The sequence below is a fragment of the Acinetobacter amyesii genome, assembly GCF_002018365.1.
Lineage (GTDB): Bacteria > Pseudomonadota > Gammaproteobacteria > Pseudomonadales > Moraxellaceae > Acinetobacter > Acinetobacter amyesii.
Genome location: NZ_MVKX01000009.1, coordinates 21,340 through 37,489 on the forward strand (window position 1 = coordinate 21,340; position 16,150 = coordinate 37,489).

Sequence of the window (16,150 nt, forward strand, 5' to 3'; positions counted from 1 at the left end):
ATTTGTTATTTATTCATTTTTTTCTAGCGCGGAGTGATCGCCATATTACTTCGCATTGTTCCACCTGTTAGGGCAATATCTGCCATCTTTTGCATATTGCCATTTGTTAACATCGAAACTTCTGCACGAAACGCTTTAGACATATTATTGGTTGGATTGAATTTTACCTGATTATCAAACTCTACCGAATCTTGTTTCATTTTAATTCGAGCATCAAAGCCTAGATCGCCCTGCATTTTATTAATATTGATACTTGAAGCTGAAACGACACCGCTGGCATTTACATCTTCATTCATCAAACTTAAATAGCTTCCCATAACTTTTTGATCTTTCTTTTCAGCATCTGTTAATGCTTTAAATTCAAAGCTTCCACGGAAAGATAAATAATTATTTTCTGCACTGTCATTTAGACCCGGTACAATAAATAGCTCACCTTTACCATCGAGTTTAAACGCAATATTCGTCAACACATCATCACGTTTAGAGAAATTATCTAAAGGTACTGTAGTCCCACATTTGGCAGAAGCTGTAGTCGCACAGTTATAGGTTGAACCAGGAAGTTGACCAATCGCTAACTCGGCATTAGCTGCAATCAATAAATTATCTGCACGTACATAGATGCCATCATTTTCATAACCAATCACACCATCAGATTGAATAAGTGCATTGATGTTTCGTAAGCCTGCATAATAATTGACTTCTTGACCATTAATACCTTTTTTACCATCAATCAAAATAATGGAAGTTGTACTTGGTGTTCCTGTTTTTTTATCAACACCATAACCATCTGTGCTCATTACAAGGTTATAGCCAATACCTGATTTTTCAGCCGCATTTTTATAACTGTATTTTTTCTCTGATAATGCAACATTGGCATTCATATTATAAATCGGGATACCAATCCCCCAACTGTTGTCATTACTTGCAATTGCAGCAATTGAGTTATCAGAAATAAATCGTGCGGTACGCGCGATGGACTGAAAATCCATACCACGAATCGCCACTAGTGCAAAATTTCCGCCCGCCGTTTGATTTGACAAGTTTTGGGTTAAAACATTATTGGTTAAACCTAATGTCGCTTTTAATTTATCATTTACCAGAAAATCAAGGCTTTTTGCTTGAATGGTATTGATATAAATATCGCCAAAATCAATATAGGCATTTTTATCAGCAACTAAAGACGTTAAATTAGAAAACTCAATGGCATAACTACCAATACCCGTATGGCCAATTTCTAAGGTTGTCGGTGCTTGACCTGCAACAAGACTCGGATCATCCTTTGAAGTGAAATCCGCGCGCACACCTAAATGTAAACCACCTGAACCAACAGACTCATATCCTGAAGCCTTCGTTGCTAGACCAAAATCTTTGATTCCTTCTTGATTGGCATTTAAGGCAACTCGTGCATTGGTGACAGCACCCGATGCTCCCATACGAATTAAATTGCGCTGTGCACCACTATCGGTACCGTAGCGTAGATCGATATTAACGCCGGGGTTTGTGGCATCGCTACGTGAGCTATGTACATCTGAAGTGTCCTTTACACGCCCCAAATTGACCGTATGGTCTTTGCTCCCCGTGGATTTTGTGGTGAGAACAATGCCTTCATCAGCTGCAACATACATATAACCTGAACCAGCAAAGTTAAAGTTAAAGTCCTTTAAGGTTACGCTATGTCCATTCATACCATGACTAATACTGGCATTTTGCAATTGAAATTCCATATACGCCGTATCATTACGGTTAAATAGACCATTGCTGGTTTCAAGTAATACTTTTAAAGGTGAAGATGTTGCAATCGTAAGTGAACCTAAATTTTGCGTAGGCGTTTGGCACGTTGCACCTTGACACAGCAGCATAATATTTTGTGCAACAGCCGTAAATGGGCTGACACTTGCAGCTATACGCATGCCTACACCAGCATCCGTTGTCCCGACATCAAAATCTAATTTTGATGTAATGGTGCTTTGCCCAACGCCATCTATTTGCACATTGTGCACACCCATTTTCATCTTATTTTGGTCAGTTGGGTCAACCCAATTTAGCTGATCGACTTTGACTCTAGAAACTTCATGGGTAATCGAAATACCATCTTGGCCAGTAACGGCACCCAAGCTTTCATCGGTCATCACTTCAAAAGCATATGCATGTTGAGCAAGTAAAATACTGGTTGCGAGTGCCGTTAAAGTTGTTATTTTTTTCATCACAATATCCTTATATTCAGTCACAGCTGATTAACAGCGACCTGCACCATTTCCAGTGCAGTTAAAACTGAAGATGTTTAACTTTCCACTCATGTGCATGTTGCCATGCACATTAACACCCATAAATCCTTGTTCTGAACCACGATCAAAATCAGGCACAGCTAAAGTTGAAGTTGTTCCATCAGCTTTCTTTTCGGTATAGGTCGTATAAGTACTGGTATTTTCATAACCTTCCTTACCTGTCGTACCTGTTTCTACTGCCAACGTCGCAAAGCCTAAATTCCTAATTTTTAATGGCTTATCATCATAAAATGTCAACTGCATAGCCGTTTGCGGATTACCTTCACGATTGATAATCGTCACACCATCCAGTGAAAATTGATCGATCTGTAACGTTCCTTGAAACTGTTTAAACACCAACCATTTCTTATTACCATTTGCATCCACATGATTATTGGGTGCAAGTGCTAAGCGACAAAACTCATTGGATGAACATTGATATCCATAAAAAGCTTGAGTCGTTTTACCATTCGCATCCATGATTGATATGTTGTTTTTTGACATATCATTGGCGTATTGATGGTTTAAGGAAAGTGTCCAACTGAGATCTGCACCGCCTTGACCCGTTGCAGCGGTAAGTTCGCTATTATCCATAGACACTAAACCTGCATGAGTTTGTGTCAGTACAGCACAAACAACAGCGCATAAAATTTTATACATGTAATTTCTCCTACAGCCCTGTTGTTCTTATTTTTAAGTGCTGAATCAAGACACCATCTATGGCAACAGATCCTAAGTTCGTGCTTTGTCCATTAACACCTTTAAACACTACACCTGTCGCAGTATCCGTACTTTTTGCATTCAGCAGATTACCAGGCAAGCGTTCTACTGTACCGATTGCAATACTACTATGTGTTGCATCACGCCCTTGGTACAGTGCTGTAGCATCTGAAGCATTGGCTTTTAAGTCTGTGCCACAACTATAGACGTTACAGGTTGAACCTTTAAAGTCTGCAGCATTTAAACCTGATGTACCTGTGGTATTGCCAGCGATATCTGTATAGTAGGTATAAATTTTACTGTAAATTGAAGGCACGTTAGGTATACGTGTTACTTCCAAAATAATATTTCGACCTTCCGACCCCACAATAAAGGGCTGATACATATTGCCTAAAACTAAATTGATGTTTGGGCTATATAAGTATAGACCTTCCGTTTCATGGAAAATCGGAGCAACAGACCGATCCATAGCTGGTGTCGCTGCAGTACCATCATCCAGTTCAGAACGTGCAGCTGTACTAATACGTATACCACGAGCATCTAAATCACCATCATTAATACTAAGTGATTCAGCACGATCATTGGTATTAATACGAATTAGGCTAGCTAAACCCAAGGTTTGGTTGTAATTGGTATTGGTTGATTTTAGGGTTTGAAAAATTCGAACTTGTGAACCATTGAAGCTCAAACCATTCGCAACAATTTGAGTACGTAAACGATAGTCTTTATCCAAGCCACTAGTCGGCGCACCGGTAATCGGATCAACAACATTGCTTGAATTCAACGACCGTGAAAATACATCCATCCACAATCCTAGTTTGATGTTGTTAGATGCATCATCTGCTGCAATTTTCTTTAATGGTGCCTCAATTGCTAAGTAACCGACATTCCCCTTATTATCTTTCGCAAATTGTTCAACATCTTGATTTCCCGCATGGAAAAGCCACGGATTTTCAGCTGTCCCCCAATTAAACCCTTGATCGGTATAGCGTGTTGCTAATGAACTTTTACCATTTTTGTCTTTGCTATTGGAAAGTGCCAAACCATAAATAAAAACATCGGCTTTCGAGCGTAACGTTCCGATTGAACTTGTTGATGCAATTTCTTTTGCCTTTATTTCTGAAGATTTGGTTACAGCTTCTCGTGCCGAAGTTGTAGCAGCATTTGCTTTTAACTTTGCGTCGGCAGTCGCTAAATCATTAATAATCTGAGCTGTTTTTAAGGCTAGATCATTCGTTGTCTTTGTATCAATTGCATTAGAACGTGTAATCTTTCCATTAACGTAATTTTTGTAAAATGTTGAATTTGTAGGAATAGATGTCGTTGAATTTTTCCCATATAACAATTCAATCATTTCATATGTATTTTTTAATGCATTTTCGGCAGACTTTTCTTCATTATTTCTCGTACCAGATACACCTGATGTCGTTGTACCATCACTTTCAATTGAATATGGCCATGTCACACCATCCAAATAATCGTTATATCGTTGGCTATAATACGCCTGCATTGTAGGTGTATTAAAATACGTGTTTACATAGCTACTTCGAATCGAGGCTTCGTATTTAGTTTTTGTTTCAGATGTGATCCTTGTTGAATTTGCTTTTGTATAGTCACTATAAGAACTCGCAAATGTTGAATCATACAAATTACTATACTTTTGCGCCCATTCAGTTTGATAAGCTGTTGTATAAGCTGCTTTGTAGATTTTATCGTAAGCACGCTGCCCTAATTGTTCATAGTTTTCACCAGTAGGAATAATCCGAATAAAACCTGTATCGTTTTTCCCTGGATCAACCATACCTGACGCATAACTAGAAGCCGCAGAACGGTCATTTGGGCCTTGAAAGACCATTTTGAAATTTTCTAAAGTGAGTGCAACACCTTCACCCGTTGTGGCTGAAAGTGCTTCATCTGATAGATCTTGAAGCGCATAAACAGATGGTGCAGCAAACATGCTGACTGCGGCTGCTAAGCAACTCTGGCGGAATAACTTAGCCTGGGTGAATTGAGTCATCTCGACCTTCCTTTTATCAGATGCTCTGCATCTCTCTTATATTTATTCCTGAGAACTGGCTTTGATGTTATTGTCCATTTATTCCTTAAATGGAGACTTGTGATAGACCAGTCACTTAACTTTTTATTATGCTGAATAATTACTCAATTGCAAAAACTTCCCCACCGAATGGTCTATTTTCCGATGAATGACCCAACAAAAAAGCGGGCTAATTCGCCCGCTTTTTTAAACTAAATCCGAAGGATTAAGCTTTCGGTAATGTCACACCGGTTTGCCCTTGGTATTTACCACCACGGTCTTTATAAGAGGTTTCACACACTTCGTCTGATTCGAAGAACAACATTTGTGCGACACCTTCACCCGCGTAAATACGTGCAGGTAAGTTGGTTGTATTCGAAAACTCTAAAGTCACGTGGCCTTCCCACTCTGGTTCAAGAGGTGTCACATTGACAATGATACCGCAGCGAGCATAGGTTGATTTACCTAAACAAACGGTTAATACGTTACGTGGAATACGGAAATATTCAACTGTACGTGCTAGTGCAAACGAGTTCGGCGGAATGATACAAACGTCTGATTCAATATCAATAAAGCTTTTATCGTCAAAGTTTTTAGGGTCAACAATTGCTGAATGAACATTGGTAAAGACTTTAAATTCACGAGCACAGCGCACGTCATAACCATAGCTCGACACGCCATACGAAATAAGCTTTTCGCCATTTTCATCATAACGGACTTGGTTTTCTGCATACGGTTCAATCATGCCGTGTTTTTCGCTCATTTCGCGAATCCAACGATCAGACTTAATAGCCATTTATCTCTATCCAAAAACTTAAATCAATTATTGCGTGGTACTTTAACTGAAATCCGACTTAATGAAAATAAGCTTTGCCGAACTAAGAGGATTTAGTCATTTTCAAATCAATTTAGAGTTTTAAAATCGCAGAATAACTCAGTGGAATCGAAAAACTAACCAAGACCAATGACGCTGTTCGTTGTAGATTGGCTTGATTGAGCCAACTAATTTTATTCGATGCCAAAACTGAACCAAGGAAGGTCCAAAAGAATGCTATTGGAACGATTAACAGCAAAAAAATTAGCATGTGAGCTACATAATATTGCGCATTTTGCCAAGCCAATGCAGGAAAAATCGCAGATGCGAATAATAATGCTTTTGGGTTTAATAACGTCGCAACAAAAAGTTCGCGTGCACGAATGCCCTTTTGATTAAAATTTTCAGCGACAGTTGCTGTACGCCATAATCGCATAGCTAAAAATAGAATATAGCCTGCACTAAACAATTTTAAAATGGTCGGCAGTAAAGGGAAATGTACGGAAATTTTACCAATGAGAAAACCCCATAGGCTAATCGAAATAAAATAACCAAAGGCTTCCGCTGGAATGAGTCGGAATGATTTACGTAGCCCAACTTGAATACCCGAAGATGCGAGTAACGTATTGGTTGGTCCCGGTGTTAACAAAATACTGATAACTAGACCAATAAAAAACCATGAAATCATACTTTGACCTCAAACTTAATCCGCGAAGATTAATTCAGTTTGCTGGACTTAGCAAAAACTTATTTTACGATGATTAATGAATTTTAGTGATGACTAATTTTTATGTTTAAATATCAAAATATTAAGCAAATATTTCAGCGTATAATTTAAAAAACTACGCAGTCAAAATCCTCTAAGAATCTTATATTTAACACTGCTGTTTTTCATAAGGACAAAAAAAAGCCTGACCAAAGTCAGGCGCACTGAAAAATCAATGGTCAGTGATTAACCCACAATCGCTTTTTTAATGTCTTTTGCAGCTTGTGCTTTTTGCGTAGCTTTGGCTTTTGCAGCTTTCTCTGCTTTAGCTTCAGCTGCTTTCTTCGCTTTGAGTTCTTTTGCAGTCAATTTTGATTTTTGATCGCTGACTTTTTTTGCCGCTTTCGCTTCAGCTTCAGACTTTGCTTTTACCGCTTTTTGTACATCTGAATTTGCAGCGATTTTTTGTTGCGCAATTTGACCTGCAACTTGTTTCGCCGTAGGAGCCGTTGTATTTGCCATTGCAGAAGCAGCGAACACAGTTGTACTCACAGCAAGAACGATAGATTTGACTAAAGTTTTCATTTGGTTAACTCATTATTTATCAAGATAATTTAATGAGTGTGATTAAGCGCTAAAATATAGCGTTACATATGTATACAATGTAACATTGTGTAAACACAACAACCGACTGCCTATAAAAAAATCAAAATGGGTCTTTTTAAGAAAAAAAATCTGGCACGAGGCCAGATTTAATACGATCAACTTAAATTTCAGTTAACCCTTAGAAAATACGGTTTTTATCTTTTTCAGCTTGAGGCAATGCGTCTGCAATTTTTTGCGCAATCGCCATATAGCTTTCAGCAGCATCATCACCAGCAATCACAGACGGTTTTCCTGCATCGGCATTTTCACGAATTTGTACGTTCAGCGGTAAACGACCTAAAAGTGGAATGTCATATTGGACTGAAAGTTGGTCACCACCACCTGTGCCAAAGATTTGCTCTTCATGCCCACAGTTCGAACAAATATGGGTCGACATATTTTCAACCACGCCCATCACGGGAATGTGTACACGATTAAACAACTCAATGCCTTTGGTCGCATCCATTAATGCAACGTTTTGTGGTGTCGTCACAATCACAGCACCTGTCACTGGTATACGCTGTGCAAGCGTCAACTGAATATCACCTGTGCCTGGTGGCATATCAATGACCAATACATCCAGATCAGGCCATAAAGTTTGGTTAAAGAGCTGCATTAACGCCCCCGTCGCTTTCGGCCCACGCCAAGCCACTGGCGTATTGTTATCCCCAGTTAAGTGACCAATTGAAAGCACAGCCATACCATATGCTTCGATAGGAACAAATTGCTCAGCTTCAATCATCGGCGTACGGCCTGCATTGCCAAGCATCGTTGGAATACTTGGACCATAGATGTCTGCATCTAATACCCCAACTTTTAAACCCAGTTGTTGTAATGCGAGCGCCAAGTTCACAGTGGTGGTCGATTTACCCACACCGCCTTTACCAGATGACACCAAAATGACATTTTTAATGCGTGGATGTTTCGGTACATCACGCTGTTGTGGAGCGGCTTTTTGAATCGGTGGGTTATTCGGATCAACTTCAGCAGGTGCTTCAGGTGTTTTCGCAGACGCATCCACAACTGGAGGTAACTGGCTTTTTGCTGCTGAACTCTCTGCTTTTTCTTGGCTAGAACAGCTTTCGCCTTCTGCATGATGATGACCACAACCACCTTCAGATTTATGCCCTGTTTTTTGTTGAATCACATGCATATTCAGTTCGTTAATGCCGCATTTTTCCAACGCATCAGCCAAATCATCATGGATTTTTTGTAAGTCTTCGGCTTCTGAAGGAAAGGTATTAATCGTGATCTGTAAGATCTGACCTTGCACATTCACCTGTGTAATACGGTCTTTTAAGGCATTATTTGAATTGGGAAGTACATAGTTTTGTAAAACCTGTTGGATTTCCTCCTCTTTCACCTCTTGGGAGGGTGAAAACACAGATTTTAGAGAAGAAAGCCACGACATTATGTTGTCTCCAAACAGGAACATCAAAAGATAATAGCGATAGTTTACCTGTTCATCTGCCACAGAGTAAGAGGGAGATGAATGACTTATCCCTATAAGCTTATAAAGTTGAGTAATTTAGTCAGCTTTCAAGCAAGTTTTCAAACGTGTGACACTTAAAAATGCACCTGCAACTGATTTTTGCGGCTAAACCAAAGCCATTAAATTTTAAATTGATTACATATCAACCATACATTTTCATAGTAATTTCAGTCTATATTTCAATCGATTTAATAGAATAATCATAGCGATGGATGGGCAATCTAAAGGCACATCTGGTGCTTTTAATTTTAAAAATGGGGAAGACTATGTATCAGAAGACTATCTATAAGAAGTCTGTATATAAAACAACTTTATGTGCCTTGATGCTCCTGACTTCAGCAGCCTATGCAGAAATTGCGACTGAAGCCATTCAAACACCTGACCGACAAACTGTAGCGATTGGTGATAGCCTCGATCTCATGCGCTCGCGTATGCAAGCCTCTCCGATGAAAATGCTGTCTTATCCACTGCAAGAGAAAAATCAGCCTGCAAAACTAGCGGTAGATTACACCTATGAAATTGCCAATATGCGCTACGTGATTACCGTAGTCGATGATCAAGTCAAAAATATTAAGACTGAAAATTAGATGGATTAAAACAATGAATCCTAAAAAAGCCGCTCAAGATAGAGCGGATTTTTTCATCAGATCCAATTAAGCTTGGTCATCTTTTTTAAACTTATGCAGTGTGTCAGTGGCTTTCTTTTTTAGCTCGTCAAATTTCTCTGTCGCCTGCACTTTTAGTTCATCAAATTTTTCCACAGCCTCATGTTTAAGTTCGGCTGCTTTGACTTTGGCTTCATCAAACTTATGACTCGCTTCTGCTTTTAACTGCTCTAGACGGTCTTTGGTTTCTGCATGCTGTTCTGCATGTTCATGTTTCGCATCATTTAAGGCTTTTTCACCCTCAAGCTTGAGTTCTTCAACTTTATGCTTTGCACCATCGAGTGCCTTTTCACCTTCAAGTTGCGCCTCTTTGGCCTTGAGTTGTATGTCATCACCAAGTTCTGATGCTTTATTTTTTAAATCATTTAATGTGTTGTCTGTTGTCATCTCGCTCACCCTGTTCTCAGTTATTGTCTAACAATAGTTATAACGCGATTTGAAGCAGATACCTGAAATAGACGCATTTAGAAACAAATCAACCACAGGAAAACGCCATGTGATTGCCTATTTTCACAATGGTTTAATGAAAATTTGTATGGTTGTTTTTACTCTAAGCTTGTAATTTAAAGGATGATGTTATGCAAAGAGACCAACGCCATTCTGATGCATTGATCTCTTGAAAATTTGCTTATTTGCTGACCGTACTCATAAAGCTCACTGCGGAAAACAGCCAAATAAACAGGATGAAACTCCGTCCCTGATTAAAATGTGCGACATCGGTACCATGCAAAATATTATGACGGGTCCTTGCTACGGTAGAGCTGCTATCCATTTGATAGGCTGCCAATTCGGCAAAATACGGATTCAACTCATTAGCGATTTTAGATTTGTGCCACAGGCTTTTAATTTCACTGCCTTTGAGCCCCGGTACAATTTTATAGACATCGACAAATTTAGTGCCATTTTGATTTAAGAAACCCGTTTGAATCAGCACGTCAGTCAAAATACCTTCAAGCTGTGCATATAACACAGGGATACATCCTGCATGTATTTCTAATTTATACAGTTTAAACGCATCTAAAAGTACCTGACGGCGCGCTGCTTTATGTTCACCAATATTCAAAGCATCAAAGGCTTTCAACATTTCAATTTGGAAAAACTCGCTATTGATGACATTCAGAAAATCAAAGTCTGCATCATTTTCATGTTGATGAAGCAGTTGCCAAAAATACAATAAATTTAAAGCATCATTCGCTACTTTCATTTCTACAGGCTGATCTAATTCATCGGCCAAAATATCGAAATAAGGCTCATCTTGTGCCAAATGACGCAGGGTTTGAATCAGTAAAGCATGCTCATCTGCAGAAATCTGTTCTAAATATTGCTGCGCATCTTTAATAATGTGATGCCCCAATTTATGACGCTGTTCATTTTGAGGAATACGAGTGATTGGCTGATCGTCTTCATAGTCATCTTCATACATGGGCTTGTTACTCTTAGGCATCACAGTTATGCCCTATTATCACTGTAATTGTGTCAGCAATATAGATTTTTTTACTTTTGCAAAGATTTCACCTATTCCCTTGTGCAAGTACTGGCTATCTCATGTAAAATTACAGCCCATTGCATAAATACGAATGAGAGAGTCATATCCGTGCGTAATATCTTAGTCACTAACGCCCTTCCATACGCCAATGGCCCAATCCATATGGGTCATTTACTCGGTTATATCCAAGCAGATATTTGGGTACGTGCGATGCGTGCAATGGGTCATAACGTGACTTATGTATGTGCGGACGATGCTCACGGCACAGCGATCATGCTACGTGCTGAAGCCAATGGTATTTCACCTGAACAGCAAATTGCCAATGTACAAAAAGAACATGAGCGTGACTTTGCTGGCTTTAAAGTTGATTTTGACCATTACGACTCAACCAACAGCCCAGAAAACCAAGCACGCGCTTCTGAGATTTACATTAAGAACCGTGAAGCGGACAACATTGCTGTACGCCCTGTGACGCAATTGTTTGACCCTGAAAAAGCAATGTTCTTGTCAGACCGTTTCATTAAAGGCACATGCCCGAAATGTAAAGCGGAAGACCAATACGGCGACTCATGCGAAGTATGCGGTACAACTTACAACGCAACTGAGCTGTTAAATCCAAAATCGACTTTAAGCGGTGCGACACCTGTAGAGAAATCTTCAGATCACTACTTCTTTAAACTGCCGAACTTTGGTGAATACCTGCAAAAATGGACACGTGACGAAGGCCGTTTACCTGTGTCAATTGCCAACAAACTTGATGAATGGTTTGAAGCAGGCTTATCGGATTGGGACATCTCACGTGATGCGCCTTACTTCGGTTTTGAAATTCCTGATGCGCCAAATAAATACTTCTACGTTTGGGTCGATGCGCCAATCGGTTATATGTCGAGCTTTGAAAACTACATCAAGACTAAACGTCCTGACCTAAGCTTTGACGACTACTGGAAAAAAGATTCGAAAAATGAGGTGTATCACTTCATTGGTAAAGACATTGTTTACTTCCACGCATTGTTCTGGCCTGCAATGCTTGAAGGTGCCAACTACCGTACCCCAACAAGCTTATTTGTAAATGGTTTCTTGACTGTAAACGGTCAGAAGATGTCTAAATCTCGCGGTACGTTCATTAAAGCAGAAACGTATCTTGAGCATTTAAACCCTGAATACTTACGTTACTACTTCGCGTCTAAACTTTCTGACAAAGTTGAAGATTCTGATTTGAACCTTGATGACTTCGTTCAGAAAGTGAATTCAGACCTTGTTGGTAAAGTGGTCAACATCGCAAGCCGTTGTGCGAAATTCATTAACACGAAGTTTGATAACAAACTTTCTGCAACGTGTGCAGAGCCTGAATTGGTTCAAAGTTTTATTGATGCAGGGGCTTCAATTGCTGCTCAATATGAAGCACGTGAGTTCTCTGCGGCAATCCGTGAAATCATGGCACTTGCTGACAAAGCCAACCAATATATCGACGAGAAAAAGCCTTGGGCGCTTGCGAAAATTGAAGGCGAAGAACAGCAAGTTCATGACGTATGTTCTGTCGGCATCAACTTGTTCCGTCAATTGGCTGTTTACCTTGCGCCAGTACTTCCTACATTGGCAGCAGAAGTTCAAAGCTTCTTAAAACTTGAATCTTTCGACTTTGCTTCAGGCAAAACGATTTTAGTGGATCATGAAATTGCTCAATTCCAACCATTGATGCAACGTGTAGACCCGAAAGCGGTTGCTGCTATGGTCGATGCGTCTAAAGATTCGTTAGCTGCTCCTGCTGAAGCGCCAAAAGCGGAAAAGAAAAAAGAGAAAGCCAAAGAGAAGAAACCTGAGCCTAAAGTCGGCGAAGCAGAAATTATCGGTATCGAAGACTTTATGAAAGTTGACTTACGTGTAGCAGAAGTTTTAGAAGCTGCTCACGTTGAAGGTTCTGACAAGCTTTTACAACTCACTTTAAATGTCGGTGAAGCTGAGCCACGTCACGTGTTTAGCGGTATTCGTGAGTTCTACCAACCTGAAGACCTTAAAGGCAAATTGGTGGTGATGGTGGCTAACCTTGCACCACGTAAGATGCGTTTTGGTATTTCTAACGGTATGGTTTTAGCTGCGGGTAATGGCGAAGGTGTTTGGGTGATTTCACCTGAAACTGGTGCTAAACCGGGTGATAAAGTGTCTTAAGATTTAAGTCTTAGATAGGAAAAGCCTCTACTTTGTAGGGGCTTTTTTATGCCTTTAGTTTCCCTCTCCTTTTAGGAGAGGGTTAGGGAGAGGTATTTTTTGAGAATCCAATATATTTTAATGGAGCTTTTGCTTCTAACTTGCTTTTTGTCCTTGTAAATCACCTACAAGAGAAACTTTGCTTTCTTCCGATAAATCTTCATATTGCGACTTTAAATTATCTAACAAAAATTTGTTGGAGAGATCAAACTCATCAAAAATTGTATACCAATCTTTTACATAACATTTTATTTTCTCAGTATGTAGTACTAAGCCTAACTCACCTTTAGATTTATTATTTTCCAATTGAGATTTTATATAAAAATCATCTTTAGAAATTTTTCGTCCTATTAAAATTAATTCGAATATCAATTTTCCACTATTGAAACTTGGGTGCTTAGAAATTATTTCAGCATAATCATTTAATTGAGTTAGGTGCTTTTTATTTAAAGCGAGACTTGGTTTTTTAATTTCAACAATAATACATTTATAAATAGGTTTACCTGAAGCATCAAAAGTATATTTTTTTCTTGCAAGAAAAAGATCAACTTGTCTATTTAGCCCTTCAATATCTATCTCTGTTTGATCATCAGACTCTAGATCATCTATACCAACGTTATCAATTCCTGGAATTTCTGTTCTTAAATTTCTAGCTATCTTAGAAAAACTATCTTCTTCTGCACCTAAAATCTCGTATTGAGGACCAAACAACCAAGTATTCGCTTCAATGATTTTTTGCAAATCAGGAGTTTCCAAAACTATTTTGTAATGATTATCCATTAACTCCTTTAACTTACTAATAGCTAACTCTCTTTTCTGTAAAGTTTCAATCGTACTAATTATACTCTCCAAGGTCGTTGATTTTAATTGTTTAGCTAATAAGTCTACTTGGAGGTCATTTAAGTCTAAAACATCATTTAGAACATCAAATATGGCATCATTTTCTTTAGATACCAAAAGCTTATCTAACATTCTGATAATAATTTTTAGAGGTTTTAAAGCAAGTTTTGAAAATACCTTGGGATCAGCTAAATATATGCTTTTAAAAGCTTCCTTTGTGTTTTCTTTACGCCATAATGCATAACTATGGTCATAACCATCATAAGAAGGGAAATAGCCTTGTTTGTCATAGTCCTCTATTTTGGCATCCACATATTCTCTCAAATATTCTTCATAAATTTCTTTTAATAGCAAACTCATTTCAGACGTAACTTTTTTCAAAATTTTTTGTTGTGATTCTGCCTGAGGATCTATTTCTAATTCATCTTTATTATAAGTATCATTCCATTCGGATTGAGCATAACAACTTGTATGAAAATCAATTTTATTATTCGCTTTACTAAGCTCTTTAAAAATTATTTTATTATTTACATCGAGTAAATAATTACAAGATTTCTCATGACTTAACTTATCATGCCATCTTATAGCTGTAATTTTGAATTCTATATCATCAATTTCAACCTCCCTACCTACAGTTTCATGGTCCAAAATAGGTATTTCTTTATCTTCTAAAAATAATTTTTTCTGAGGATTTATAATTAAAAACCAACTAAATTCTTTTTGTAAATTTTCTATAAAAACTTGATCAGAAGGAAACGCAATTTTAGGGTAAATGGAGTTTAATATGACACATGTCCCAGACTTTAATCTCTTTAAGTTTTCGCATTGGCTACTCTCATCAATAAAGTCACCAACATAATGTGAAATAGCATCGTCAGAAATACAAATTTTTGCATTCTGATTATTCCACTTTGTAAACCATATCGCATCTTTTGCTAGCCTATGAAATGCTAAACGCCCTCTACCATGTGAACCATGTAAATCATCGTCGTGCTTTTTATGTGACTCATTAAATTTTTCAAAACTGTTACACCTGTTTTCCAAATCAATACCATCTCCATCATCAATAATGGAAATTGTTGCTAGGCCACCAAAATCATTTCTTATTATATTAATATGTACATTCGAAGCTTTAGCATCAAAACCATTCCATACGTATTCAAAAATTGCTTTATAAGGCTCAGTACTTTTGAAGTGCTTTTTAATACCTTCATCCGTAATTTGAGCTTTCCCCTGAAATTTACTCATGCCTGCAACCTAATATTTTTTATAAGATAATTATTTATACTTAATCTAACTTTCTAATGTCAATTTTTTTAAAAAATAAGAATTTTATGAAAAATTTCAATTAAGTATGTTAATTACATTCACAAGTATAAAGCCATCACCATTTTAACTACAAAAATCACCTCTCCCTTACGAAGCAGTGCTTCTCACCTCCTAAAAGGAGAGAGAATTTCATGGTAAATTTAAAAATAAACCCAATAAAAAAAGCCTCTATCAAAGAGGCTTTTTAGGGAGCTAAGTTCAATCACTTCATCCCAAAAATCAGCTTTAACCCAAGCACTGTCATCACTGCACCTGCTGCCCGATCAAAACCCGCTTTAAACTTCAAATAGACTTTGCGTGGTTTTTCTGCTGACAAAGCCACAGCGACCAATGAACACCAGCCTGCATCGATAAAGAAACACAAAACTGGCAGTACAAAGTAAAAATACGTTGGAATCTCTTTCGGTAAAAGTGCTGTAAAAATACTGGCTAACACAATTGCAATTTTAGGATTCGACAACTGAGTAATTAAACCAGTGGTAAATGCACGACGGAGTGACATCTGCGAGCTGCTGGCATCACCAGCTTCAATCGGTTCTTTGGCATGTTTTATAATTTTAAATGCCATCCAAAGCAGATATAAACCACCACAAATTTTCAAGGCCAAATATGCAGAAGGTACAGCCAATAAAAATGCCTGCAAACCCAATACCGCTAAAAGCCCAAATATTGCAGCACCCAAACCTGTACCAAGAGCGGTAAATAAACCGTGTTTACGTGAAATCGCAATGGAATTTTTCGCCACATAAATTGACGTTGGCCCCGGGCTCATTGCACCAAGTAATAGTGCTGCCGCAATCGAGCCTAATATCCAAAATGATTCCACTGTCACACCGTTTTCACTTAAATTCGTGGCAATTTTACAGATAGAATCTCTGAATTTCTCCCTATAATTTGCAGTGTTTATTTTAATTGACCAAATTTTTCACTATAAATAACTTGAATACCG

At 38.2% G+C, this 16,150-nt stretch carries 13 protein-coding genes; 2 read left to right on the forward strand and 11 right to left on the reverse strand.

The features are described 5' to 3' along the window. Positions 1–23: 23 nt before the first annotated feature. The 7 genes from B1202_RS13130 to apbC form a co-directional block, all read right to left on the reverse strand. A complete protein-coding gene (locus B1202_RS13130; RefSeq protein WP_078191065.1) occupies positions 24–2,204 on the reverse strand; it encodes a DUF6160 family protein in 2,181 nt (726 codons plus the stop codon). Between the two features lie 30 nt (positions 2,205–2,234). Further along, a complete protein-coding gene (locus tag B1202_RS13135; RefSeq protein WP_078191066.1) occupies positions 2,235–2,924 on the reverse strand; it encodes a hypothetical protein in 690 nt (229 codons plus the stop codon). A 10-nt stretch (positions 2,925–2,934) separates the two neighbouring features. Continuing rightward, complete coding sequence (locus B1202_RS13140; protein ID WP_078191067.1) at positions 2,935–5,001, reverse strand: hypothetical protein; 2,067 nt, start codon at positions 4,999–5,001, stop codon at positions 2,935–2,937. A gap of 244 nt (positions 5,002–5,245) precedes the next feature. Next, a complete protein-coding gene (gene dcd / locus B1202_RS13145) occupies positions 5,246–5,815 on the reverse strand; it encodes a dCTP deaminase (protein WP_005008040.1) in 570 nt (189 codons plus the stop codon). Between the two features lie 112 nt (positions 5,816–5,927). Next, a complete protein-coding gene (locus tag B1202_RS13150; RefSeq protein WP_078191068.1) occupies positions 5,928–6,521 on the reverse strand; it encodes a LysE family translocator in 594 nt (197 codons plus the stop codon). A 264-nt stretch (positions 6,522–6,785) separates the two neighbouring features. Further along, positions 6,786–7,124, reverse strand: a complete 339-nt coding sequence (locus B1202_RS13155) for a hypothetical protein (protein ID WP_078191069.1) — start codon at positions 7,122–7,124, stop codon at positions 6,786–6,788. 199 nt (positions 7,125–7,323) lie between these two features. After that, entirely contained in the window at positions 7,324–8,595 is a 1,272-nt protein-coding gene (gene apbC, locus B1202_RS13160) for an iron-sulfur cluster carrier protein ApbC (protein WP_078191070.1), read from the reverse strand. 347 nt (positions 8,596–8,942) lie between these two features. On the opposite strand from apbC, the gene B1202_RS13165 reads away from it, so the two are divergent. Further along, positions 8,943–9,263: a hypothetical protein gene (locus B1202_RS13165; protein ID WP_078191071.1), complete on the forward strand. Its 321-nt coding sequence runs from the start codon at positions 8,943–8,945 to the stop codon at positions 9,261–9,263. A 66-nt stretch (positions 9,264–9,329) separates the two neighbouring features. On the opposite strand, the gene B1202_RS13170 is transcribed toward B1202_RS13165, so the two are convergent. Next, a complete protein-coding gene (locus B1202_RS13170) occupies positions 9,330–9,728 on the reverse strand; it encodes a hypothetical protein (protein ID WP_078191072.1) in 399 nt (132 codons plus the stop codon). A 241-nt stretch (positions 9,729–9,969) separates the two neighbouring features. After that, a complete protein-coding gene (locus B1202_RS13175) occupies positions 9,970–10,764 on the reverse strand; it encodes a hypothetical protein (protein WP_078191073.1) in 795 nt (264 codons plus the stop codon). Between the two features lie 171 nt (positions 10,765–10,935). Between B1202_RS13175 and metG the strand changes: the two genes are divergently transcribed. Continuing rightward, entirely contained in the window at positions 10,936–12,993 is a 2,058-nt protein-coding gene (gene metG, locus B1202_RS13180; RefSeq protein WP_078191074.1) for a methionine--tRNA ligase, read from the forward strand. A gap of 135 nt (positions 12,994–13,128) precedes the next feature. On the opposite strand, the gene B1202_RS13185 is transcribed toward metG, so the two are convergent. Together B1202_RS13185 and B1202_RS13190 are read right to left on the reverse strand one after the other, a co-directional pair. After that, positions 13,129–15,120, reverse strand: coding sequence for an ATP-binding protein (locus B1202_RS13185; RefSeq protein WP_078191075.1), 1,992 nt, complete (start codon positions 15,118–15,120; stop codon positions 13,129–13,131). 283 nt (positions 15,121–15,403) lie between these two features. Further along, positions 15,404–16,027 carry a LysE family translocator gene (locus B1202_RS13190; protein ID WP_078191198.1) on the reverse strand — a complete coding sequence of 208 codons (624 nt, stop codon included), beginning with the start codon at positions 16,025–16,027 and terminating at the stop codon, positions 15,404–15,406. Positions 16,028–16,150: the final 123 nt, after the last annotated feature.

What these genes read in the sequence shown, in the direction of transcription:
- B1202_RS13170 (WP_078191072.1), bottom strand. Translation starts at nt 9,728, where the DNA reads ATGACAACAGACAACACATTAAATGATTTAAAAAATAAAGCATCAGAA.
- B1202_RS13175 (WP_078191073.1), bottom strand. Translation starts at nt 10,764, where the DNA reads ATGTATGAAGATGACTATGAAGACGATCAGCCAATCACTCGTATTCCT.
- dcd (WP_005008040.1), bottom strand. Translation starts at nt 5,815, where the DNA reads ATGGCTATTAAGTCTGATCGTTGGATTCGCGAAATGAGCGAAAAACAC.
- B1202_RS13185 (WP_078191075.1), bottom strand. Translation starts at nt 15,120, where the DNA reads ATGAGTAAATTTCAGGGGAAAGCTCAAATTACGGATGAAGGTATTAAA.
- B1202_RS13150 (WP_078191068.1), bottom strand. Translation starts at nt 6,521, where the DNA reads ATGATTTCATGGTTTTTTATTGGTCTAGTTATCAGTATTTTGTTAACA.
- B1202_RS13155 (WP_078191069.1), bottom strand. Translation starts at nt 7,124, where the DNA reads ATGAAAACTTTAGTCAAATCTATCGTTCTTGCTGTGAGTACAACTGTG.
- B1202_RS13140 (WP_078191067.1), bottom strand. Translation starts at nt 5,001, where the DNA reads ATGACTCAATTCACCCAGGCTAAGTTATTCCGCCAGAGTTGCTTAGCA.
- B1202_RS13130 (WP_078191065.1), bottom strand. Translation starts at nt 2,204, where the DNA reads ATGAAAAAAATAACAACTTTAACGGCACTCGCAACCAGTATTTTACTT.
- B1202_RS13135 (WP_078191066.1), bottom strand. Translation starts at nt 2,924, where the DNA reads ATGTATAAAATTTTATGCGCTGTTGTTTGTGCTGTACTGACACAAACT.
- B1202_RS13165 (WP_078191071.1), top strand. Translation starts at nt 8,943, where the DNA reads ATGTATCAGAAGACTATCTATAAGAAGTCTGTATATAAAACAACTTTA.
- apbC (WP_078191070.1), bottom strand. Translation starts at nt 8,595, where the DNA reads ATGTCGTGGCTTTCTTCTCTAAAATCTGTGTTTTCACCCTCCCAAGAG.